The sequence below is a fragment of the Modestobacter sp. DSM 44400 genome (genome assembly GCF_900107175.1).
Taxonomy (GTDB): Bacteria; Actinomycetota; Actinomycetes; order Mycobacteriales; family Geodermatophilaceae; genus Modestobacter.
This window is the reverse complement of record NZ_FNOZ01000031.1, coordinates 29,882-50,269: the sequence shown is the minus strand read 5'-3', so window position 1 is coordinate 50,269 and position 20,388 is coordinate 29,882. Positions and strand designations below refer to the sequence as shown.

Annotated in this window: 26 protein-coding genes; 16 read left to right on the top strand and 10 right to left on the bottom strand. The window is 74.6% G+C overall.

The window, feature by feature from the left end; genetic code table 11:
- Positions 1–135: 135 nt before the first annotated feature.
- Positions 136–651, top strand: coding sequence for a hypothetical protein (locus BLW04_RS27620; protein WP_091544000.1), 516 nt, complete (start codon positions 136–138; stop codon positions 649–651).
- A gap of 69 nt (positions 652–720) precedes the next feature.
- Here the strand turns inward: BLW04_RS27620 and BLW04_RS28645 are convergent, their stop codons facing one another.
- The 4 genes from BLW04_RS28645 to BLW04_RS17340 all read right to left on the bottom strand — a co-directional run bounded on the left by BLW04_RS28645 (position 721) and on the right by BLW04_RS17340 (position 3,289).
- A complete protein-coding gene (locus BLW04_RS28645) occupies positions 721–1,056 on the bottom strand; it encodes a response regulator transcription factor (RefSeq protein WP_254781723.1) in 336 nt (111 codons plus the stop codon).
- A gap of 21 nt (positions 1,057–1,077) precedes the next feature.
- Entirely contained in the window at positions 1,078–1,368 is a 291-nt protein-coding gene (locus BLW04_RS28640; RefSeq protein ID WP_254781722.1) for a response regulator, read from the bottom strand.
- Between the two features lie 84 nt (positions 1,369–1,452).
- Positions 1,453–2,481 carry a type III polyketide synthase gene (locus BLW04_RS17345; RefSeq protein ID WP_091543995.1) on the bottom strand — a complete coding sequence of 343 codons (1,029 nt, stop codon included), beginning with the start codon at positions 2,479–2,481 and terminating at the stop codon, positions 1,453–1,455.
- A 43-nt stretch (positions 2,482–2,524) separates the two neighbouring features.
- Entirely contained in the window at positions 2,525–3,289 is a 765-nt protein-coding gene (locus BLW04_RS17340; protein ID WP_254781721.1) for a methyltransferase domain-containing protein, read from the bottom strand.
- Positions 3,290–3,362: 73 nt separating this feature from the next.
- On the opposite strand from BLW04_RS17340, the gene BLW04_RS17335 reads away from it, so the two are divergent.
- The 10 genes from BLW04_RS17335 (at position 3,363) to BLW04_RS17305 (ending at position 9,395) form a co-directional block, all read left to right on the top strand.
- On the top strand, positions 3,363–4,286 hold the full coding sequence (locus BLW04_RS17335) for a ribokinase (protein ID WP_091543992.1): 924 nt from the start codon (positions 3,363–3,365) through the stop codon (positions 4,284–4,286).
- A gap of 10 nt (positions 4,287–4,296) precedes the next feature.
- Positions 4,297–4,497 (top strand): hypothetical protein, encoded by a 201-nt coding sequence (locus BLW04_RS26030; protein WP_139306885.1) that lies wholly within the window; start codon positions 4,297–4,299, stop codon positions 4,495–4,497.
- A gap of 379 nt (positions 4,498–4,876) precedes the next feature.
- Positions 4,877–5,008 carry a hypothetical protein gene (locus tag BLW04_RS29210; RefSeq protein WP_256375491.1) on the top strand — a complete coding sequence of 44 codons (132 nt, stop codon included), beginning with the start codon at positions 4,877–4,879 and terminating at the stop codon, positions 5,006–5,008.
- A gap of 218 nt (positions 5,009–5,226) precedes the next feature.
- Positions 5,227–5,859 (top strand): TetR/AcrR family transcriptional regulator, encoded by a 633-nt coding sequence (locus BLW04_RS17330; RefSeq protein WP_091543990.1) that lies wholly within the window; start codon positions 5,227–5,229, stop codon positions 5,857–5,859.
- A gap of 78 nt (positions 5,860–5,937) precedes the next feature.
- Complete coding sequence (locus tag BLW04_RS17325) at positions 5,938–6,360, top strand: hypothetical protein (protein WP_091543986.1); 423 nt, start codon at positions 5,938–5,940, stop codon at positions 6,358–6,360.
- Positions 6,361–6,403: 43 nt separating this feature from the next.
- On the top strand, positions 6,404–6,574 hold the full coding sequence (locus BLW04_RS26855) for a hypothetical protein (protein ID WP_175484114.1): 171 nt from the start codon (positions 6,404–6,406) through the stop codon (positions 6,572–6,574).
- Positions 6,575–6,701: 127 nt separating this feature from the next.
- The gene (locus tag BLW04_RS17320) at positions 6,702–7,217 is read left to right on the top strand and encodes an acyl-CoA dehydrogenase C-terminal domain-containing protein (RefSeq protein ID WP_175484117.1); all 516 of its coding nucleotides are present in this window, start codon (positions 6,702–6,704) and stop codon (positions 7,215–7,217) included.
- A 114-nt stretch (positions 7,218–7,331) separates the two neighbouring features.
- A complete protein-coding gene (locus BLW04_RS17315) occupies positions 7,332–7,511 on the top strand; it encodes a hypothetical protein (protein ID WP_091544022.1) in 180 nt (59 codons plus the stop codon).
- 100 nt (positions 7,512–7,611) lie between these two features.
- Entirely contained in the window at positions 7,612–8,523 is a 912-nt protein-coding gene (locus BLW04_RS17310) for a 3-methyladenine DNA glycosylase (protein ID WP_175484113.1), read from the top strand.
- A 32-nt stretch (positions 8,524–8,555) separates the two neighbouring features.
- Positions 8,556–9,395, top strand: a complete 840-nt coding sequence (locus BLW04_RS17305; protein WP_091543983.1) for a tyrosine-protein phosphatase — start codon at positions 8,556–8,558, stop codon at positions 9,393–9,395.
- Between the two features lies 1 nt (position 9,396).
- Here the strand turns inward: BLW04_RS17305 and BLW04_RS28635 are convergent, their stop codons facing one another.
- Entirely contained in the window at positions 9,397–10,494 is a 1,098-nt protein-coding gene (locus BLW04_RS28635; protein ID WP_254781720.1) for a GGDEF domain-containing protein, read from the bottom strand.
- Between the two features lie 332 nt (positions 10,495–10,826).
- On the opposite strand from BLW04_RS28635, the gene BLW04_RS29205 reads away from it, so the two are divergent.
- Positions 10,827–10,961, top strand: a complete 135-nt coding sequence (locus tag BLW04_RS29205; RefSeq protein WP_256375490.1) for a hypothetical protein — start codon at positions 10,827–10,829, stop codon at positions 10,959–10,961.
- Here the strand turns inward: BLW04_RS29205 and BLW04_RS28630 are convergent.
- From BLW04_RS28630 to BLW04_RS17295, 3 genes are all read right to left on the bottom strand, one after another.
- Positions 10,958–11,263 (bottom strand): hypothetical protein, encoded by a 306-nt coding sequence (locus tag BLW04_RS28630; protein ID WP_254781719.1) that lies wholly within the window; start codon positions 11,261–11,263, stop codon positions 10,958–10,960. The genes BLW04_RS29205 and BLW04_RS28630 overlap by 4 nt on opposite strands.
- A 199-nt stretch (positions 11,264–11,462) precedes the next feature.
- Complete coding sequence (locus BLW04_RS26850) at positions 11,463–11,618, bottom strand: hypothetical protein (RefSeq protein ID WP_175484112.1); 156 nt, start codon at positions 11,616–11,618, stop codon at positions 11,463–11,465.
- A 305-nt stretch (positions 11,619–11,923) separates the two neighbouring features.
- Complete coding sequence (locus tag BLW04_RS17295; RefSeq protein ID WP_091544017.1) at positions 11,924–13,633, bottom strand: putative PEP-binding protein; 1,710 nt, start codon at positions 13,631–13,633, stop codon at positions 11,924–11,926.
- A 221-nt stretch (positions 13,634–13,854) separates the two neighbouring features.
- Between BLW04_RS17295 and BLW04_RS17290 the strand changes: the two genes are divergently transcribed.
- From BLW04_RS17290 to BLW04_RS17275, 4 genes are read left to right on the top strand one after another with little or no spacing between them, the layout of a single operon-like run.
- Positions 13,855–14,622 carry a DeoR/GlpR family DNA-binding transcription regulator gene (locus tag BLW04_RS17290; RefSeq protein ID WP_091543981.1) on the top strand — a complete coding sequence of 256 codons (768 nt, stop codon included), beginning with the start codon at positions 13,855–13,857 and terminating at the stop codon, positions 14,620–14,622.
- On the top strand, positions 14,619–15,653 hold the full coding sequence (locus BLW04_RS17285; RefSeq protein ID WP_254781718.1) for a 1-phosphofructokinase family hexose kinase: 1,035 nt from the start codon (positions 14,619–14,621) through the stop codon (positions 15,651–15,653). The genes BLW04_RS17290 and BLW04_RS17285 overlap by 4 nt, the downstream gene beginning before the upstream one ends.
- A gap of 26 nt (positions 15,654–15,679) precedes the next feature.
- A complete protein-coding gene (locus BLW04_RS17280; RefSeq protein WP_091543979.1) occupies positions 15,680–17,800 on the top strand; it encodes a PTS fructose transporter subunit IIABC in 2,121 nt (706 codons plus the stop codon).
- A 44-nt stretch (positions 17,801–17,844) separates the two neighbouring features.
- Positions 17,845–18,105, top strand: a complete 261-nt coding sequence (locus tag BLW04_RS17275) for an HPr family phosphocarrier protein (RefSeq protein ID WP_091543977.1) — start codon at positions 17,845–17,847, stop codon at positions 18,103–18,105.
- Between the two features lie 56 nt (positions 18,106–18,161).
- Here BLW04_RS17275 and BLW04_RS17270 read toward each other — a convergent pair whose 3' ends face one another.
- Entirely contained in the window at positions 18,162–18,692 is a 531-nt protein-coding gene (locus BLW04_RS17270) for a flavodoxin family protein (RefSeq protein WP_139306884.1), read from the bottom strand.
- Positions 18,693–18,831: 139 nt separating this feature from the next.
- Complete coding sequence (locus BLW04_RS17265; RefSeq protein WP_091543975.1) at positions 18,832–20,388, bottom strand: dihydrolipoamide acetyltransferase family protein; 1,557 nt, start codon at positions 20,386–20,388, stop codon at positions 18,832–18,834.

The following is a 20,388-nucleotide window of genomic DNA, read 5'->3' as shown; positions in this document are numbered from 1 at the left end:
CGCTACGACAAGAAAGCCGTCAACTACCGCGCCGGGATCGTCCTCGCCAGCATGATCATCTGGCTCACGACATGATCCAGGAGACACGCCCTAGGCCTCTACCCGCTTGGGCGGTCACCCGGTGACCATCTGTACATGCCCAGCGGCTGGACCTCCCCGGACCTCGACACCCCCGTCCTGCGCGACGTGTCCACCGCGGCCGGCGTCCCCGAACCGGCTCCGGCCTGCCCGGAACCCGCGCTACGGCTCGCCGTGGCCCCGACACCGCACCCGGCGCCGGTCCCGCTGCGGCGCCCTCACCCCTGGCTGCTCGTCGTCGACGACGAGACGCCGGCCGCGTACACCGCGCTGATCTGGGCGCTGCGCGAGGCGGCCCGCCGGGAGGCGACCGTCGTGGTGGCCGCCGTGACCGAGGTGCCCAACGGCAGCCTCGAGCGCCGGGACGCCCTGGACGCGCGGGTCGGGCTCGCGGTCACCGAGACCGGCAGCACCGTCGAGGTGCAGACCGCCGTCCTGGACGCCACCGTGCTCGCCGCCCTCACCGGAGCTGCGCGCGGCGCCGACCTCGTCGTCGTCGGCGCCGCGAGCAAGACCCTGCTCCGGCCGGCCGTCCCGCGGACCGCGGTACGCCGGGTCGCCTGGGGCGCCTGACCCACTCACCGACCGCCCGGGCCCTGACCCCGCCCATCCCCACCTGCGGCCGACCGCTCCGCCGACCGGTCACCCCCGCCGGTCCGGCTCACGCAGCCGGGTGGCGAGGATGGCCGCCTGGGTCCGCCGCTCGAGTCCCAGCTTGGCCAACAGGTGCGAGGTGTAGTTCTTCACCGTCTTCTCGGCGAGCCCCATCCGCTCGGCGATCTGCCGGTTGGTCAGACCCTCACCGATCAGCCGGAGCACCGCACGCTCCCGATCGGTCAGGCCCGCCAGTCGGTCGCCGGCCGGTTCGGATCGGCGGCGCTCCACGACGCCGGAGAGCCCGGCGGGGGTCAACGGGAGCCCGGCGGCCACCACGTGCACGGCCGCGGCCAGCGTCCGGCCGCGCGCGGGCTTGCGCAAGTGCCCGGAGACCCCCGGCCCCTACAGCGGCGCCTGGGCCGCGGTGGCGTCGTCGGCGGACAGCAGGAGGAAACGCAGCCCGGGCAGGCCGGCGCGCAGCCGCCGGCAGAGCTCCGCCCCGCCGGCCAGCGGGAGGTCCAGGACCACCACGTCGGTGCGGACGACCGGCACCCGGACCAGCCCCTCCGCGGCAGCGCCCGCCTCGCCGACCACGATCAAGTGCGGGTCGTCGCCCAGCACGCTGGTCAGGCCGCGGCGGAAGACCTCGTCGGAACACAGCAGGAAGACCCGCACCGGACCGGCACCGCCCACGGGACCCCTCCTCGGCCACCGCCGAGCGGTGGGCGCGAGCGTAGGACCGCCGATCGGGCGCAGGAAGGCGTTGCTGCGCGGCTCTCAGGCCGGCAGCAGCAGCGCCGCGTACAGCGTGAGCCCGGGGCCGAATGCCAGGGCCACCACCGGGCCGTCGACGTCGGCGAGCTCCTCGAGCACCAGCAGTACCGTCGCCGACGAGCAGTTGCCGTGCTCGGCGAGCACCCGGCGGGAGGCGGCCAACTGCAACTCGGACAGGCCGAGCTCGTCCCGGATAACGTCGAGGATGCGGGGACCGCCGGGGTGCACCGCCCACCCCGCGACGTCCTCGACACGCAGGCCGGCGACGGCGAGCAACTCGTCGACGACCTCGCCGACGTGCCGGGCCAGGACGTCGGGCACCCGCGGGGACAGCCCCATCCGGAAGCCCAGGTCGGTGACGTCCCAGGTCATGTGGTCCGCGGTCGAGGAGTCGGTGCGGGCCACCAGGCCGGCCATCCGACGTCCGCGCCCGGCGCCCGGCTGGACCACGACCGCGGCGGCCGCGTCGCTGAACAGTGCGTGCGCGACCACCTGCTCGAGGTCCCGCTGGGCGGGCTGGACGTGCAAGCTGGTCAGCTCGCAGCAGAGCAGCACCGCCGGACGGGACCGGGCCGTCACGAAGTCGGTGACCGCGCCCAGCCCCGGGAGGGCGGCATAGCAGCCCATGTGCCCGACCAGCAGGCGTTGCAGGCCGACCGGCATGCCCAGATCGCTGGCCAGCCGGATGTCCAGGCCCGGGGTCGCGTACCCGGTGCAGGTGGCCACGGCGAACAGGCCGACGTCTCCGGGGGCCAGGCCGGCGGCGTCCAGCGCTCCGGCGACGGCCTGCTTCCCCAGCGGCAGCGCCTCGGTGACGTAGCGCTCCATGCGCGCGCCGGTGCCCCAGTTCGACAGGTCCTCGTCGACCGGGTTGGCCACGGCGTGCCGGGTGCGAACGCCGGTCGCCTTGAAGATCCGCTCGGCCGACCGGACCCCGGCGTAGTGCTGGGCGAAGAACCCCTCCCACACCGAATCCTGCGTGTAGGTCGCGGGCAGGGCCCGGCCGGCACCGGTGATGACCGCCGCCGTCACGGGCGCGTCACCAGCACGTTCGGGGCGGGCAGGCCGGGGTAGCTCATGCGCCCGACGGTACGTGCGCCGCGTCCGGCTCGCCGCTCCGGACCGCGGTCGGCCGTTTGCGGCCGTACCCGGCGAAGAGCACCCCGGTGTAGCGGGTCGGCCGCATGCGCACGCCGGAGCGACGACCCCGCCGCCACGCCAGCGTGTCCCGGAGCGAGGGCCGCAGCCCGACCAGGCGCAGGTCCAGCCCGACCCGGTCGGCGGTCGCCACCAGCGCCGCCCGGTCGACGAACAGCGCGGGGTCGTGGATCCCCGGCGGCGGGCCGCCGGGGAGGCGTTCCCCGATCCGCACTGCGACCAGCCCGGCCAGCCGGGTCGCGGCGATCGCGTCGATGACCAGTGTCCCGCCTGGCCGCAGCAGCCGCGCGCACTCGGCGAGCACGCGTGCGTCGTCGGCGACGTGCTCGAGGATCTCCCCGGCGACCACGACGTCGGCGCACCCGTCGGCCAGCGGGACGTCCAGCACGGAGCCGCGCACCACCGCCACGCCGTGCGTCCGGGCCAGCGCCAGCCCGGCCGCGCCGAGGTCGATCCCTACGTGCCGGTAGCCGAGCCGGGCCACGTGCGGGGCCATCAGCCCGCCGCCGCAGGCCAGGTCGACGAGGACGGCGCCGGGACCCGGAGCGGGCGGCACGTGCCCTGCCCGGGAGGCGGCGAGCCAGTGCAGCATCGCGAACCCGCCGGCCGGCTCCCACCACTGGTCGGTCAGGTCGTCGTACTGGGCCGGGTCGTTGCGCACCCGCGCCGAGGGGTCCGCCACGGGGTGGACACTACTTCTCGGGGAGCGCGTCTGGTACTGCTGGGGCCCCGCTCCCTCGCACCCGGAGGTCCCCGTGTCCGTCACCGTCGTCGGCAGTCTCAACGAGGACGTACTGGTCACGGTCGACCGGCTGCCCGGCCGCGGGGAAACGGTGGTCGGCTCGGCGGTTCGCACCGCGCCCGGCGGGAAGGGGGCCAACCAGGCCGCGGCTGCGGGTCGGCTCGGCGGCGGGGTGGCGATGGTGGGCCGGGTCGGTGCCGATCCGGCCGGCGACCGGCAACGGGCGGCACTGGTCGCGGTCGGCGTGGACGTCGACCGACTGCTGGCCACACCCGGCGAGCTGACCGGCACCGCCACCATTCCGGTCGAGGCGGACGGCGGAGAGAACCTCATCGTGGTGGTCCCCGGCGCGAACGGCGTCCTCACACCGGCGGACGTCGACGTGGCCGAGGTGCGGCGGGCCACGGTGGTGCTGCTCCAGCTGGAGACGCCCCTGGAGACGGTCCTGGCCGCCGCGGGTGCCGCCGGCGGCATCGTCGTGCTCAACCCGGCGCCGCCGCAACCGCTGCCGGCGGAGCTGCTCGGGCTGGTCGACGTCCTGGTGCCCAACGAGCACGAACTGGTCCGGCTGGCCGGCGCGGCCGAGGGCGAGCGCAGCCCCGCCGAGCTCGCCCGGCTGGCCCGCGGCCTGGGCGCGGGCTCGGTGGTGGTCACCCTGGGCGCCCGGGGTGCCCTGCTCGTGCCGGCCGAGGGGAACGCGCTGCTGCAGGCGCCGCCGGCCGTCCAGCCGGTCGACACCACCGGCGCCGGCGACTGCTTCTGCGGAGCGCTGGCCCAGTTCCTCGCCCGGAGTGCCGGGCCGGCGGAGGCAGTCCGGTACGCCGTGGCCGCAGCGGCGTCCTCGACGACCGGGGCCGGGGCACGGGGCGCACTTCCGGACGACGGGACCGTGCAGGCGCTGCTGCCACGGCTGCCCCGGGCCGTCCCGGTCGGCTGAGGTCCGACGGTTGCCCACGCCCCTCGCGGGGCACGGCGGGGACATGACCGAGAGCGCACCGCAGCGTGCCAGCGACGTGGACCAGCCCGACGGCGGAGGTCCCTCCCGCGACGCGGAGGGGACCGGGCGCACCCCCCACCCGGACCAGCCCGCCGAGGGCCCCGACGATGCGTCGGCCGTCGACCCGGAGGACCGGGTCACCGGGGTCTGACCGTTTCCAGCCCGGCGGCGCGGAGCTCAGTCCGCGCGGTCGTCCGGTGCCGCCGGTCCGGCCGGCTCGCCCTGGCCGACCGGCAATGATGGGCGATCAGCCGGTGACTCCGCGGCGTCCGAGTCCGGCTCGACCGGGCGGGGGTGCCGCGGCGGCGCGGTCGGCGGACGCATCGAGGTGCGGCGTGGGTCGATCGGCATGGCGCTCGTCCTTCCGGCGACCGCGGGGCGGTCGGGGCCATCCTCCCCCCGCGGGTCGGCTGCGGGCGCGGGCCGCGCCCGGTGACAACGCTGTGCGAGTGAGCGACGTCTCACCCCCGAAAGGGGATCACCCGTTCCGGGCCTGTTTCCCGATCGGTGACGGAGGGGAAGCTGGCCTCATGCAGAACACCGAGGACACCAAGCAGGTCGAGCACGACGCCGTACGCGGGCACGAGTCCGACGAGGCGCAGGCCGAGCGCACGCCCGTCGCCCGCATGCTGGCCAACCCCCGCCGCGTCCGCCGGGCCTGACCCTCGCACCGCAGCGGGCACACCCGCCACACCTGCCCCTGGGCAGGTCGGCGGGGCCCGCCGCGGTCGTCCCGCTGGTCACGCAGCGCTGTCACACCCGCACCACGCACCCCCGTCGTCCCGGGATGCACCCCACATCCCAGTGACACAGAGCAATCGGGTAGGCGCCTCGGCGTGCCGCGAACTGCTCCGTCACGGCGTGCTGCACGATCCCTCCCGTGACTGCCGCAGCCCTCCCCCTGCACTCCGCCGATGACGGTCCGGCGCCGCTCCGCCGCTCCCGCGCCGAGCGGCAGGAGATCGTCCTGGACACCGCGGAGCGGCTGTTCTCCGCACGCAGCTCGCGCAGCGTGGGAATGGACGAACTGGTCCGCGAGACCGGCCTGGGAAAGATGACGGTCTACCGGCTCTTCAAGAGCAAGGACGACCTCGTCGGCGCCTACCTCTCCCGCAAGGCGGCCACCGTGCTCAGCTGCTTCGACGCCGAGCTCATCCGGCTGGAGGGCGACCCGCGGGCCGCGCTGCTCTCGGTGGTCGACGCGGTCGAGAAGGACGTCACCCGCACCGGCTTCCGCGGCTGCCCGTTCACCAACGTCAGCAGCGAGTACGACGACCCGCAGCACCCGGCCCGCAGCGCTGCCGCGGACTACAAGTACGAGCTGCACATGCGCCTGCTGTTCCTGGCCGGCGAGCTGGTCCCCGGCCGAGGTGAGGATCTCGCCGCGCAGATCCACCTGATCATCGACGGCATGTACCTCTCCGGCGGCCTGCTGGGCCCCGACGGTCCCGCCTCCCACGGGCGCGACCTGGCCGAGAAGCTCATCGACTACGCCGTCGCGGCCGCGCGCTGACCCCTCCTCCGCACGGCACCTCCTCCCAGCCGGCAGCACGGCTGAGCGGGACACCGGCGCCGGCCGCACGATGGACCGGTGAGTGACCGCAGCCGCCCCGACCTCGACGACGACACCGTGACCGCGCTGGGCAGCCTCTCCGAAGCCTTGGAAACCGTCGAGCAGGCCCGCGGTCTGCTCTACGGCTTCCACCAGCTGACCGGCAAGGCCGACCGCCTGCTCCAGGACGCCGTCCAGCAGCTCCGGGACGCCGGGCACCCCGAGCTGGCCGAGCAGCTGGACCGGGATCTCGTCGGCCGCAACGTCATCGCCGACCGGTGGACCTTCCAGGTGGTCGAGGACTTCGACGCCTCGTACTGGGCGGCCTTCCGCGCCGCCGACGCCCACGCCCACGACCAGCTCTCCGACGGAGACCGGCACGTGCTCGAGGCCCGGATGAAGCAGCGCGGACGCACCCACGGTCACCCCCGGCACCAGGCCGGCCCGGCGCTCGAGGAGTGAACACCGGGTCGCCGCTGGCCCCGGCGCGCAGCAGACTCAGCGGATGAGCACCGAGGACCGCACCGACCCCGCCCCGGACCGCGACGTCGCCCCGCTGGGCGGCGAGGTCTCCGCACCGCCCGGCGACGACGGCGCCGACGGGATGGCCGGGCCGGTCTTCCCGCCGCCGGAGACCGAGCCGGACGCGCACGGCAAGCAGGCCAGCACGGACTGACCTCCGGATGGCGCCCCCCTCCCGGGCGAGTCGACGACGCGGAGCTTGCTCTGGTCACCCGTCGGTAACAACGTTTGTTACCGACGAGTAAGAGCTCGTTCCGGGTCCTCCACGGGAGTTCCGCTGCATGAGCCACTACACCGCCGACCTGCGCGACCTCGAGTTCAACCTGTTCGAGTTCCAGAGCACCAAGGACCGGTTCGGCACCGGCCCCTTCGAGCAGATAGACGCCGAGACCGCCCGCGGGGTGCTGGCGGAGGTGCGCCGGCTGGCCGAGGGGCCGCTGGCCGGGACCGGGCGGCTCAAGGAGGAGCGCACACTGCTGGCGACCGCACTGAGCGACGTCCAGGCGATGCTGGCGGTGATGTTCGGCCACGCGATGGCCGCCCAGGAAGACTCCGCCAACCTCTACAAGGTCGCCCAGAACACCTCTCGCCCGCTGCTGGCCACCGGCGACCTCGTCACCGGCTGGCTGCTGGTGCGCCAGTCCGAGGTGGCGCTGACCGCCTTGGCCGGCGAGGCGAGCGAGCCCGATCGGCACTATTACGAGGGCAAGCTGGTTGCCACCCGCTTCTTCTGCACCCAGGTCCTGCCCCGGCTGACCTCGGACCGGTCGATCGTGGCGAACACCGACAACGCCTGATGGAGGTGGACGAGGCCGCCTTCCGAGGTCCCGCCCGGGGATGCCGATCGGCAGGCGTGAGCAGGTGGGACGCCGGGCATGGGGCACAGGACCCACCCCACCCGAGGAGACCCCATGAGCGAGCCCCAGCCCACCGGCCATCACGAGTCCGCGAACACCGCAGACACCGAGGCCAACCTCATCGACGGGAAGACCGGCGACGACGTGGCCGACAAGGGTGCCGCCGACACCGTGTTGACCACGGACGACGACGCCCAGTGCGAGGACAGCGTGGCCCGGCCCGGGAACACCTGAGCGAGGTCCGACCCCCGGAACGGCGCGGGAGAGGTCGCGGGCCAGCCGGGTGCATCGCCTCCTGAGCCCTGGGGGGCGGGCGCCCTCCTACCCTGGGCCGGTGCCCACCGCCCCGACCGCCGACCTCCGGGTGCTTCCCGAGGCGGAGTGGATGACGCGGCAGACCGCCCACGAGGAGCGGGTGGTGGCGTGGGTGGGTCCGCACCAGGAGCGCCGCCGGGAGGGCCGCGCGCACCCGGTGCTGGACTTCCTGTTCACCTACTACTCACATCCCCCCGGCCGGCTGCGCCGTTGGCACCCCGCCCCCGGCGAGGTGCTCCTGGGCGAGGTCGCCCGCGAGCGGCTGGCCTGGCCGTTCCACACCGAGGTCGCGGTCGGCGACGGGCAGCACACAGGGGTGGCCCTCGACGTCCCGGCGTTCCTGGGCCGGCGGCGGGACGCGGTCGTCTGGATGGCCGGCCTGCTTCGGGCCACCGCCGGGCGGCCGGCCTCCTTCGGCTGCTTCGGGCTGCACGAGTGGGCGATGGCCTACTGCCCCGAGGACGGCGCCGTCCGGCACGAGGCCGTGCCGTTGCGCCTGGGCGTGGCCGGCACGGCCGAGGTCGTCGACGCCCACCGGGTGCAGTGCAGCCACATCGACGCGTTCCGGTTCTTCACCCCGCGCGCCCGCCCGCTCAACACGCTGCAGCCCACCCGGGACACCCAGGCGCAGCTGGAGCAGCCGGGCTGTCTGCACGCCACGATGGACCTCTACAAGTGGGCCTACAAGCTGGGCCCGGCCTGCCCCGGCGAGCTGGTGGCCGACTGCTTCGCGCTCGCGGTCGAGGTGCGGGAGCTGGACATGCGGGCCTCCCCCTACGACCTGCGCGAGCACGGCTACTCGCCGGTGCCGATCGAGACCGCCGCAGGCAAGGCGGCATACGTGGCCGCGCAGCGACGGTTCGCCGACCGGGGTGCGGCGCTGCGGGCCCGGCTGCTCGCCGTGTGCGACGCGCTGCTGGCCTCCACCTGACCCGGCGGGCCGGACGTCGTACGGTCGAGCGCGTGACAGTCACCCGCACCGACCGCTGGATCGCCCTCGAGGGGACGACGAACACCCGCGACCTCGGCGGGCTGCCCACCCGGGACGGGGGTCGGACACAGTACGGCCGGGTGCTGCGCAGCGCCAACCTGCAGACCCTCACCCCGGGGGACGTCCACCGACTGGTCGACGAGTTGGGGCTTCAGGACGTCATCGACCTGCGCACCACCGCCGAGGTCCTCCTGGAGGGCCGCGGCCCGCTGCGCGCGGTGCCCACGGTGACCCACCGGCACTTCACCCTGCTGCCCGAGCGGGGGCAGCGCACCGACGTGTTCGCCGTCGAGGAGGACGACGAGCAGGTTCGCGCCGGCCTGCCGGCCGACTGGGCCGAGTCGGTGCTGCCGCGCGCGACCGCCCCGGGTGCCGAGGACGAGCCGCCCGCCGTCCGGTCCTACCTGGGGTACCTGGTGGACGGCGCGGACAACGTGCTGGCCGCGCTCCGGGCGCTGGCCGCCGGCGGCCCCGGGGCCGCGGTCGTGCACTGCGCCGCGGGCAAGGACCGGACCGGGGTGGTCTGCGCGCTGGCCCTGGCGGTCGCCGACGTCGAGACCGACGCGATCGTCGCCGACTACGCGCAGAGCGCGGAGGCGATCGACGCCGTGGTGGCCCTGCTGGCCGCCAGCCCGACCTACGCCGAGGACATGGCCCGCCGGGACGCCGCCAGCCACACCCCGCGGGCGGAGTCGATGCGCCGGGTGATGGAGGTGCTCGAGGAGCAGCACGGCGGAGGAGTCGGCTGGCTGACCGAGCACGGCTTCGGCGCCAACGAGCAGGCCGCGCTCAAGGCGCGGCTGCGGAACTGAATCAGCCGACCACCGCGTGGTCGGCTGCGAGCTGCTTGTCCTCGTACATCGAGTCGTCGGCCGCCCGCAGCAGTTCCTCGCCCGTGCTGTCCGGTCCCGCGCTGACCGCCATCCCGACGCTCGTGTAGACGGTCACGTCGCGCCCCTCGATGCGGAACGGATCGGCGAAGCAGCCGCGCACCCGGTCGACGAACTCCCCGGCGTCCGCCGGCCCGGACAGGCCCGGCAGCACCAGCGCGAACTCGTCGCCGCTCAGCCGGCCGACGGTGTCCTGGGGCCGCACGACAGCCCGGAGCCGGGCGGCGACCTGCCGCAGCAGCTCGTCGCCGGCCGCGTGCCCCAGCGTGTCGTTGACCTGCTTGAACCGGTCCAGGTCGCAGAACAGGACCGCCAGCCACTCCTCCGGTCCAGTGCCGGCCAGCCGGGTGTCGAGCGTGTCGGTGAACAGCACCCGGTTGGGCAGACCGGTCAGCGCGTCATGGGTGGCCTGGTGGCGCACGGTGGCGAACAGGCGGGCGTTCTGCAGCGCGGTGGCGGCCTGGTCACCGACACCGCGCAGCCGGGCGAGGACGTCGCCGTCCAGCTCGGCCGGCGCCTCTCCGCTCTCCCAGCTGGCAGTGGCGACGCCCAGGAACGTGCCGGCGGCCTGCAGCGGGAGCGCGACGACGTCGGCGAGGGTCAGCGCCTCGAGCAGCAGCTGCACGTTCGGGCTGGCCGTGTCGGCGGAGAGGAAGCGCGGTTCCCCGTCGGTGAGCATCCCGACCAACTCCGGGGTGGCCTCGGCATGCAGCGGGGTGCCGAGGAACAGCGCACGGCGCTCGGCGTCCAGCCCCACGGCCGAATGACCCTGCAGGCAACCGGTCGCCGGGTCCCACACCATCACCGAGGCACTGGTGCAGCCGACGACCCGCGGCAGGGCAGCGGCGACGACGTCGCAGACCGCGGCGGCGTCGACAGAGCCGGCCAGTTCGTGCGCGAGCTCGAGCAGGGCGGCCGACCGGCGCGCCTGCAGTCGGGTCTCCTCTAGGGCCATCAGCAGGTCCAGCGCGGCGGCGGCGTGTCCGGCGTAGGCGGCCAGGACGAAGCCCTCGTCGCCCATCTGGCGCAGGTCGGACCGGTAGACGGCGGCCAGCCGGCCGTGCTGCCGGCGCGCGGAGGCGACGTGGCGCCCGGACCTGCCCGCGCAGGGCGGTGAGCTCCACAGCGGCGGTGGCCCGGCGCCGGCGGCGCCACGGCAGCCGCGACCGGGGCGCCCAGGTCAGGCGGTACAGGCACGTCGGGTGCCCGTCGGACTCGCACTCGTCGTGCACGATGCGGGCCGGCGGGAGCCCGAACACCGACGTCACCGAGGTCAGCAGCCCCTGCGCGTACTGGCAGTCCAGCCGGGAGTGCGGATACCCCTCGTGCACGGTCAGGGTGACCGTGGCATACGTGGCACCGAACTCCAGGACCTCCATCGTGGAGGTGGTGGAGAACTTCAGCACCGCGCCCGGGAGCTGGCGGAAGACCTGGAGTGGTGAGCCCATCGCCCGGACGACGAGGACGACGGAGGGCGACATTCCCTAGGCGAGCGCCGTGGCCCCGACCTGGAACATGGTCCGCGGGTCGCCGAGCACCTCGGTGGCGGCGGTGAACAGCCTGATCCGGGTGTCGTAACTGGTCCAGTTGGCCGAGTCCACGAGCTGGGCGGCGGTGTGCGGCACGCCGGCCCGGCGGATCGTCTCCTCGACGGCATCCGAGCCGCCGTGCTCGCGCACGTAGCGCAACAGCCCGGCCGTGGTGGCCGAGGACGTCTCGCGCGCGGTCGCCGCCGACGGCGCCGTCCGCTGGACGCCGCCGCGGCTCGGTGCCGCCTCCTGCGTGCTCATGGGATCGGCATCGGCAGGGCGATCCGCGGGCTGGACCGGGTCGTAGCCCCGTCCACCCCCTGCGGGGGACAACCGCGCCCATCGACCTCCGTCCCTCACAGCAGACGTTCCCGGACAGCAGACGACCCCGGGCTCCACAGGGAGGCCGGGGTCGAGTGTCGTCCGGAGTGCGTCCGCCGAGCAGGCGGACGGCGCCGGGTCAGCGCAGCGCGTTGGTGAACTGGCTGCTGTTGGAGAGGGTCAGCAGGTCATCGCGCATAGCGGGGCTGCTGCTGCGGGCCACGGCGAGGTCCAGGGCCCGCCGGGTACGCGCCGCCTGCCGACGCTCTCGCCAGCTGGAGGTCACGCTGCTCATGTCACTGCCTTCTTCCGGGTTGCCGCTTGTCGGTGTTACGCCCGTAGTAAAGCAGGCGCAACGATGATTATTCCATCGGAACACAGGGTGTGTCGCCGAAGTCGCCGAAGGTCTCATCACCCTTGCGGGTGACGACCCCCACAATCGTCGCCAGCGTGTCGCGGCTCAGTCTCCGGCCGGAGGGGCCGTCGCGACCAGCGGGCGAGCCGCGTTGCACGCCGACGGGGCGCGTTGCACGCGGTGCAGGAAGCGCAACGCAGCGGAAGGGCGTGCAACGCGGCGCCGGCGCCGAGCCGGCCTCCTGGTCAGCCCGCGAGCACGGCCCGGACGGCGGCCCGGGCGGCCTGCGGGTCGTCAGCGGCCAGCGCCACCTCCGCGGCGCGCTGACAGGTGGCCAGGTCCACGGTCGCCAGCCGGGCGCCCACGCCGGCCACCGAGGAGGCCGCACAGGACAGCGACGAGATGCCCAGGCCGACGAGCACGCAGGCCAGCAGCGGGTCGGCCGCGGCCTCGCCGCACACGCCCACCGGCTTGCCGGCCCGCTGCCCCGCCGCGGCTGCGGCCTGCACCAAGGCGAGTAGTGCGGGCTGCCACGGGTCGGTGAGGTCGGCCAGCTCGGCGGAGAGCCGGTCGGCGGCGAACGTGTACTGGGACAGGTCGTTGGTCCCGATGGACAGGAAGTCCAGATGCTCGAGGAAGCGGTCGGCCAGCAGCGCCACGGAGGGCACCTCGACCATCACGCCGGGCACCAACCCGCGCTCGCGCACCAGGGCGGCGAACTCGGCGGCCTCGGCGACGGTGGACACCATGGGCGCCATCACCCACGGCGCCGACGCGGTCGCCCGGGCCGCCTGGGCGACCGCGTCGAGCTGGCGGGTGAGCAGCCCGGGGTCGCGGCGCGCGACGCGGAGTCCCCGCACACCCAGCGCCGGGTTGGCCTCGTCCGGGGGGGTGGCGAAGGCCAGCGGCTTGTCCGACCCGGCGTCGAGCGTGCGGAGCACCACCTTGGCGCCCGGAAAGGCGTCGAACACCGCGGCATAGATCTGCGCCTGCTCCTCGACCGAGGGCTCCTGGGTACGGCCGAAGAACGCGAGCTCGGTGCGCAGCAGGCCGACGCCCTCGGCCTGCGCCGCGGCGGCGGCGCGGGCACCGGGGCCGTCCTGGACGTTGGCGAGGACCTGCACCGGGTGCCCGTCCTGCGTCGTCCCGGGCCCGCGGTATCCGGCCAGGGCCGCCGCGGCCGCCTGCGCGGCGGCCACCCGCTGCTGCGCCGCAGCCGGCTCGGGGTCGACGGTCACGGTGCCCTGCTCGCCGTCCACCAGCACCAGCGCCCCGGCCGGGACGTCGGCGAGCCCGCCCACCCCGACCACGCACGGCAGCCCGAGCTGGCGGGCGATGATCGCGGTGTGGCTGGTGGCGCCGCCCAGCCGGGTCGCCAGCGCGATGATCCGTGCGGGGTCCAGTCCGGCCGTGTCGGCCGGCGCCAGGTCGTCGGCCAGGAGCACCGAGGGCGCGTCGGGGGTCGGCACGCCCGGCTCGCCCTGGCCGGTGAGCTCGGCGACGATCCGGTCCCGGATGTCCCGGACGTCGGTGACCCGCTCGGCCATCAGCCCGCCGAGGCTGGTGAACAGGCCCACGAACTGCTCGGCGGCGGCGACCGCGGAGACCGCGGCCGACGAGCCGGCGTCGATCCGCTGCTCCACCGCGGACAGCAGGCCCCGGTCCCTGGCCAGACCGGCGGTGGTGGAGAGGACCTCGGCACTCACCCCGGTGGCGGCCGCCGCCCGGGCGGCGAGCCGGTCGGCGACGACGCTCGCCGCCGCGACGAACCGATCCTTCTCGGCGCCCCGGTCGGCCGCGGGCACCTCGGCCGAGTCGCCGTCCGGCAGCTGGACGGCGCCACTGGGACGCACGACCGGGCCCAGGACGACCCCCGGCACCACCGGCGTGCCGATGAGCACGGTCGGGCCGGCGAGCGGGACCGGCGTACCGGTCCGGAGGGGGGTGGACGACATGGCGTGCCTCGCTGTCTGACTCGGACCCTGGCCGGCGGTGTGCGGCGGCCGACTGGGGGTCGTTCGGAGCGGAAGCGAGCGCGGGTCGTCGTTGGCCGTGCGCTCGGTGACCAGAGTCATGAATTCGTCTTGACTTGTCAACCGAACGGACGTAAAACAACACAATACAAACCGATTCCCACACCATCGGGCATCGTCGACCCCGCCGCCGGGAGGTCCCCGTGTACGCAGAAGAACGCCAGCAGGCCATCGCCGGGCTGGTCACCCACCGCGGCCGGGTGGCCGTGACCGCGGTCGCCGAGCGCTTCGGGGTCACCCCCGAGACCGTCCGCCGCGACCTCGCTGTCCTGGAGCGGGCGGGGATGCTCCGGCGCGTGCACGGCGGCGCCGTGCCGACCGGCGCCTTCACCGTCGTCGAGCCCGGGCTCGGCGAGCGGGACGGCACCCGCACCGAGCAGAAGCGCAGGATCGCCGCCGCGGCCCTCGACCTGGTGCCCGGCCGCAACGGCAGCCTGGTGCTGGACGGCGGCAGCACGACCGCCGCGCTGGCCGAGGTGCTCCCCGGCGACCGGCACCTGCTGGCGGCCACCAACTCGGTGCCCCTCGCCGCGCGCCTGTCGGCGTCGCCCGGCGTGGAGCTGCACGTCCTCGGCGGCCGCGTCCGCGGCATCACCCAGACCGCGGTCGGCGAGGTAACCATCCGAGAGCTGGCCGACCTGCGGGTCGACGTCGTCTTCCTCGGCACGAACGGGATCAGCGCCGGGCACGGCTTCTCCACCCCCGACGACCGCGAAGCGGCCGTCAAGCGGGCCATGGTCCGCGCCGGGCAGCGCGTCGTCGTCCTGGCCGACAGCTCCAAGCTCGGCCGCGAGCACCTGGTCCGCTTCGCGGCCGTCGAGGACGTCGACGTCCTCGTCACCGACGGCGACGCGGACCCCGACCTGATCGCCGAACTCGAACGACGAGGAGTCGAGGTGCTGGTCGCATGACCGGGACGTCCCCGATGCCGGCGCGGGGCAGCGTCGTCACGCTCACCGCCAACCCGAGCCTGGACCGCACCCTGGTGCTGCCCGGTCCGCTGGAGCGCGGCAGCGTGGCACGACTGGGGGTCAGCAGCACCGAGCCCGGCGGCAAGGGCGTCAACGTCGCGCGCGCGGTCGCCGCCGCCGGCGTCGACGTCGTGTCGGTCCTCCCGGCCGGCGCCGACGATCCCGTCCTGTCGGCCCTGCACGGGCTGGGACTGCGGCTGGCGACGGTGCCCATCGTCTCGCCGGTGCGCACGAACTACACGCTCACCGAGCCCGACGGCACCACCACCAAGCTCAACGAGCCCGGCGCCCCGCTGGACGACGAGGCCCGGCGTGCGCTGGAGGCCGCCGTCCGCGAGCACGCCGCCGGCGCCGCCTGGGTCGTGCTCTCCGGCTCCCTGCCGCCCGGCACGCCGGTCGACTGGTACGCCACGCTGGTCCGGTCGCTGCGCGACACCGGCGCCCGGATCGCCGTCGACACCTCCGAGGCGCCCCTCCTGGCCCTGCTGGCCGCCGGGGGCGCCGCCCCGGACCTGCTCAAGCCCAACACCGAGGAGCTGGCCCAGCTCGCCGGCCGTTCCGAGGAGGAGCTCAGCGGCGACCCCGCCGCCCTCCTCGACGCGGTGGGCAGCCTGCACGCACGCGGCGTGGCCGACGTACTGCTGACGCTGGGCGCCGGCGGTGCGTGGCTGTCCACCGCCGACGGCGGCCTGTGGTCCGCCCAGCCGCCGCGGGTCACCGTGCGCAGCACCGTGGGCGCCGGGGACAGCAGCCTGGCGGGGTACCTCCTCGCCCACCTGGCCGGGGCCGAGCCCGCCGCCCGCCTCCAGAACGCCGTTGCCTACGGATCGGCCAGTGCCGCGCTGCCCGGCTCCGCGGTGCCCCGCCCCGACCAGGCCGACCCGGCCGCCGTCCCCGTCGTGCCCGGCTTGCCCCGCACCACTCCTGTTCCCGTCGGCGCCCGCCCGGTCGCCGGTCCCGACGCCCGCTGACCCACCCACCCCAGGGAGAGCCGTCCATGTCCGCACTCATCACACCCGAGCTGGTGGCGCTCGACGCCGACCTCGGCCGAGACAAGAGCGCCGTCGTCGCGCGGCTGGCGGGCCTCGTGGCCGCGGCCGGCCGGGCCACCGGCGCGGATGCGCTGCACGCCGACGCCATGGCGCGCGAGGCGAAGGCAGCCACCGGGCTCCCCGGGGGGATCGCCATCCCACACTGCCGGTCGGCCGCGGTCACCGAGGCCTCGCTCGGCTTCGCCCGGCTCTCCCCGCCGGTGGACTTCGGCGCGCCGGACGGCCCGGCCGACCTGGCCTTCCTGATCGCCGCCCCCGAGCACGGGGACGCCGACCACCTCACCCTGCTGACCGCGCTGGCCCGCGCGCTGGTGCGCCCGGAGTTCGTCGCCTTGCTGCGCGCCGCGCGCACTCCGGAGGAGATCGTCGGCCTCGTCCAGGACGTCGTCTCCCCGGCCGAGTCCCCCGCCGGCGCCACCGCAGTTTCCGCTCCCGCAGTTTCCGCTCCCGCGGCGTCCGCCCCGGCTGCCGCCGGCGGCGAGCGGCGCACCGTGGTTGCGGTCAGCGCCTGCCCGACCGGCATCGCGCACACCTACATGGCGGCCGACAAGCTCTCCGCCGCCGCCCGCGACATGGGCGTCGATCTGCACGTGGAGACCCAGGGCTCCTCGGGCTCCACGCCCCTGGATCCCTCGGTCATCAGCAAGGCCGCCGCGGTCATCTTCGCCGTCGACGTCGGAGTCAAGGACCGGGACCGGTTCGCCGGCAAGCCACTGGTCCAGTCCGGCACCAAGCGCGCGATGAACGAGCCCGAGGTGATGATCCGTGAGGCGCTGGCCGCCGCGGACGACCCGAACGCCCGTCGCGTGCCGGGCACCGGGGCCGACGGCACCGTCGCCGCCCTGAGTGGCGACCGCCCCAGCACAGGCTCGGAGGTCCGCCGCTGGTTGCTCACCGGCGTCAGCTACATGATCCCGTTCGTCGCCGCTGGTGGACTGCTCATCGCGCTCGGCTTCCTGTTCGGCGGGTACAAGATCGTCAACGCCGACCCGGCGGCGGACGGCCTGAGCTACGCCGCGAACTGGATGCTGAACAACACCTTCTTCAACCTGCCCAGTGCGCCCGGTGTCGACCATCTCAACGACGGGTTCCTGGGCTACATCGGCGCGTTGTGCACCGTGCTCGGCCAGGCGGCCTTCGGCTTCCTCGTCCCGGCGCTGGCCGGCTACATCGCCTACGCCATCGCCGACCGGCCCGGCATCGTCCCCGGCTTCGTAGTTGGCGCCGTGTCGCTGACCGTGGGCGCGGGCTTCCTGGGCGGCCTGGTCGGCGGCATCATCGCCGGCTTCGCGGCGCTGTGGATCAGCCGGTGGAAGCTGCCGGCCTTCGCACGCGGCCTGCAGCCCGTGGTGATCATCCCGCTGTTGGCCACGCTGATCTCCAGCGGCATCATGGCCGCGCTGCTCGGCCGGCCCCTGGCCAAGGCGCTCAGCGGCCTGACCGAGTTCCTCAACGGCCTCACCGGCAGCTCGGCGCTGCTGCTCGGGCTCATCCTGGGCCTGATGATGAGCTTCGACCTCGGCGGCCCGGTCAACAAGGCGGCCTACGTCTTCGCCACCACCGGGCTGACCGCCGACGCCGGCCGCGGCTCGCTGGTCATCATGGCCACGGTCATGGCGGCCGGCATGGTGCCTCCGCTGGCCATGGCGCTGTCCACCGCCATCCGGCCGAAGCTGTACACCCCCGCCGAGCGGGACAACGGCAAGGCCGCCTGGCTGTTGGGGCTCTCGTTCATCTCTGAGGGCGCCATCCCCTTCGCGGCGGCCGACCCGCTGCGCGTGATCCCGTCGATGATGCTCGGCGGGGCGACCACCGGGGCGATCGTGGCCGCCAGCGGCGTGGAGCTCCGCGCCCCGCACGGCGGGATCTTCGTCCTGTTCGCCATCACCGGCATCCTGATGTTCGTGATCGCCCTGATCGCCGGGACGGTCGTCGGCGGGGTCGCGGTGACGGTCGCCAAGAGCATCGGCCGCACGAAGGCCGACGCCGTCCCCGAGGACGCCGTCGACCTCGCCCACGCCCACAGCGTGACCCCGGCCCGCCCGGCAGGCACGGCCGTCGCCTGACCGGCAAGCTGACACTCGAACCGTCTACGAGGAAGCAGGGACCCATGCCCAGCAAGACCGTCACCGTCGGGTCCTCCGTCGGCCTGCACGCCCGTCCGGCCGCGCTCATCGCGGAAGCAGTCGGCAAGTCCGGCGTCCCAGTCACGCTGGCCGGCCCGGGCGGGGCACCGGTCGACGCCGGGTCCCCGCTGATGATCATGACGCTGGGCGCGAAGCAGGGCACCGAGGTCACCGTCAGCAGCGACGACGAGACGGTCCTGGCCCAGATCGCCGGCATGGTGGCTGCCGACCTCGACGCCGACTGACCGTTCGGAATGGGAGTAACGCTCGGAGCACTCCCTCGGCGGCGCGGCCGCGGGGGTCAGGAAGCGGATGGGTACGGCGAGGACTTGGGCAGCCGGGCCAGGTGTGCGGCGTTCGCGGCCAGCGTTGCGGTCGTGGACGCCACGGCGTCCGGGGTCTCGTCCAGGTCGTTGCAGTCGGTGCCGTGCATCGCCTCGCCGTTCCAGTAGGTCGCCCTCTGTGCGGGCAGGGAGAACCCGACGTCGTCCAGCGCCTGCATCAGGTCCGCGGTGATCATGTGGGCGCCGTCCTCGTTGCCGACCACCGCGACCTTGCCGGAGATGACCGACCGCCCCTCGTCGTCGGTCTCGGAGATCTCCGCGTCCAGCCGCTCCACCACCCGCTGGGCGACACTGCTCATGTGGCCGACCCACGTCGGGGTGGCGACGAGCAGGATGTCTGCGGCGAGCAGCTGCTGCCGGATCGACGGCCAGGCATCGCCGTCCCCCATGTCGATCTCGACGCCGGGCTTGACGTCGTGGTCGACCACCCGCACGACGTCATCGGTGATGCCGTGCTGGCCGAGGGCGTCGAGGACCTGACGGGCCATCAGGTCGCTGCTCGACGCGGCGGGAGACGGTGTGAGGGCTGCACACGAGCGCGAGCGCCCGCAAGGGGATTGCTTCAGTCATGTACCGGACATGCCCCAGAAGATTGCGTCCCGCACATCGTCCTCCACCCGACCTGGCTCAGAAGGTCCAGGCGGTTCCCGGGTCGTGCAGCAGCGCGCCGACGTCGGCCAGGAACCGGGACCCGAGCTCGCCGTCGATGATCCGGTGGTCGAAGGACAGCGCCAGCTGCGTCACCTGCCGCGCGACCACCTTCTTCTTCCCGCCCTTCCCACCCCCGTGCACCCAGGGCATCTCGCGGATCGCACCGAAGGCCAGGATCGCCGACTCGCCGGGGTTGAGGATCGGCGTCCCGGTGTCCACGCCGAACACCCCCACGTTGGTGATCGTGATCGTGCCGCCGGACATGGCCGCGGGCGGCGTGCGGCCCTCCCGCGCGGTGGCGGTCAGGTCGCCCAGCGCCCCGGCCAGCTCGGCGAGGGTCAGCCGGCCGGCGTCCTTCACGTTCGGGACGACGAGCCCGCGCGGCGTGGCGGCGGCGATGCCCAGGTTCACCTGGTGCTTGACCACGATCTCCTGGGCGGCCTCGTCCCAGGAGCTGTTGACCATCGGGTGCCGGCGCGCGGCGAGAAGCACCGCCCGGGCGACGAACAGCAGCGGGCTGACCTTGACCCCGACCAGCTCCGGGCGGGCCGCGAGCCGGGTGCGCAGCTTCATCATCCGGGTGACGTCGACGGTGAGGAACTCGGTGACGTGCGGCGCGGTGAACGCGCTGGCCACCATCGCCGCGGCGGTGTGCTTGCGGACACCCTTGATCGGGATCCGCGTCTCCGTCGCCCCCGCCTCGGGGCTTTCGGTACCGAAAGCGCGCCCAGCCAGGGTGCTTTCGGTACCGGAAGCACCCGTGGCGGCGGCGTCGACGTCGGCGCGGGTGATGACCCCGCCCTCGCCGGTGCCCTCGACCGAGGTCAGGTCGATGCCGAGGTCCTTGGCGTACTTGCGCACCGGCGGCTTGGCCAGCGGGCGCAGCGCGCCCGCACCGGGCCGGCTGGCCCGGGACGGCGGCGCGGTCGCGACGGGCTCCGCGGCGGCGTGCGCCTCGGCGGCCCGGCCGGTCTCCAGTCCGCCGTGCCGGATCGGCTTGGTGGTGATGTCCGGCGCGGTCGCCAGCAACGGCGGCCGCTGGGACCCGGAGCCGTAGTCGGCCTCCGGCAGCACGGGCGCGGTGGCCCGGGCGGCCACGGCGGCCCCCGAACGGCGCGGGCGGCGGGTGGCCTCGGTGTTCCGCGGCCCGTAGCCGACCAGCACCGAGGTGCGGCCGTTCGCGTTCTGCTCGCCGATCAGCCCGGTCCCGACGGGCTCGGCGGCGGGCTGGCCGGTCGACGGGGCATCACCGGCGGCGCTGACCCCACCCTCCCCGCCGATGTCGATGGTGATGATCGGTGCGCCGACGTCGACCGTCGTCCCCACCTCGTACAGCAGCTCGGTCACCGTGCCGGCGAACGGGCTGGGCAGCTCGACGGCGGCCTTGGCCGTCTCCACCTCGCACAGCGGCTGGTTGACAGTGACGGTGTCGCCCACGGCCACCAGCCAGGACAGGATCTCACCCTCGGTGAGGCCCTCGCCGACGTCGGGCAGCTTGAACTGGCGCAGATGCGGCGCGCTCGGAGATGTCAT

Bases quoted from the DNA above. Each gene is read 5' to 3' on its own strand.
- BLW04_RS17270 (WP_139306884.1), bottom strand. From the start codon at position 18,692: ATGGCCCGTCAGGTCCTCGACGCCCTCGGCCAGCACGGCATCACCGAT.
- BLW04_RS17280 (WP_091543979.1), top strand. From the start codon at position 15,680: ATGTCCGCACTCATCACACCCGAGCTGGTGGCGCTCGACGCCGACCTC.
- BLW04_RS26855 (WP_175484114.1), top strand. From the start codon at position 6,404: ATGAGCACCGAGGACCGCACCGACCCCGCCCCGGACCGCGACGTCGCC.
- BLW04_RS17285 (WP_254781718.1), top strand. From the start codon at position 14,619: ATGACCGGGACGTCCCCGATGCCGGCGCGGGGCAGCGTCGTCACGCTC.
- BLW04_RS17315 (WP_091544022.1), top strand. From the start codon at position 7,332: ATGAGCGAGCCCCAGCCCACCGGCCATCACGAGTCCGCGAACACCGCA.
- BLW04_RS27620 (WP_091544000.1), top strand. From the start codon at position 136: ATGCCCAGCGGCTGGACCTCCCCGGACCTCGACACCCCCGTCCTGCGC.
- BLW04_RS29210 (WP_256375491.1), top strand. From the start codon at position 4,877: ATGCAGAACACCGAGGACACCAAGCAGGTCGAGCACGACGCCGTACGC.
- BLW04_RS26850 (WP_175484112.1), bottom strand. From the start codon at position 11,618: ATGAGCAGCGTGACCTCCAGCTGGCGAGAGCGTCGGCAGGCGGCGCGT.
- BLW04_RS17265 (WP_091543975.1), bottom strand. From the start codon at position 20,388: ATGACATCTCCGAGCGCGCCGCATCTGCGCCAGTTCAAGCTGCCCGAC.
- BLW04_RS17295 (WP_091544017.1), bottom strand. From the start codon at position 13,633: ATGTCGTCCACCCCCCTCCGGACCGGTACGCCGGTCCCGCTCGCCGGC.
- BLW04_RS28635 (WP_254781720.1), bottom strand. From the start codon at position 10,494: ATGGGCGACGAGGGCTTCGTCCTGGCCGCCTACGCCGGACACGCCGCC.
- BLW04_RS17275 (WP_091543977.1), top strand. From the start codon at position 17,845: ATGCCCAGCAAGACCGTCACCGTCGGGTCCTCCGTCGGCCTGCACGCC.
- BLW04_RS17320 (WP_175484117.1), top strand. From the start codon at position 6,702: ATGAGCCACTACACCGCCGACCTGCGCGACCTCGAGTTCAACCTGTTC.
- BLW04_RS28630 (WP_254781719.1), bottom strand. From the start codon at position 11,263: ATGAGCACGCAGGAGGCGGCACCGAGCCGCGGCGGCGTCCAGCGGACG.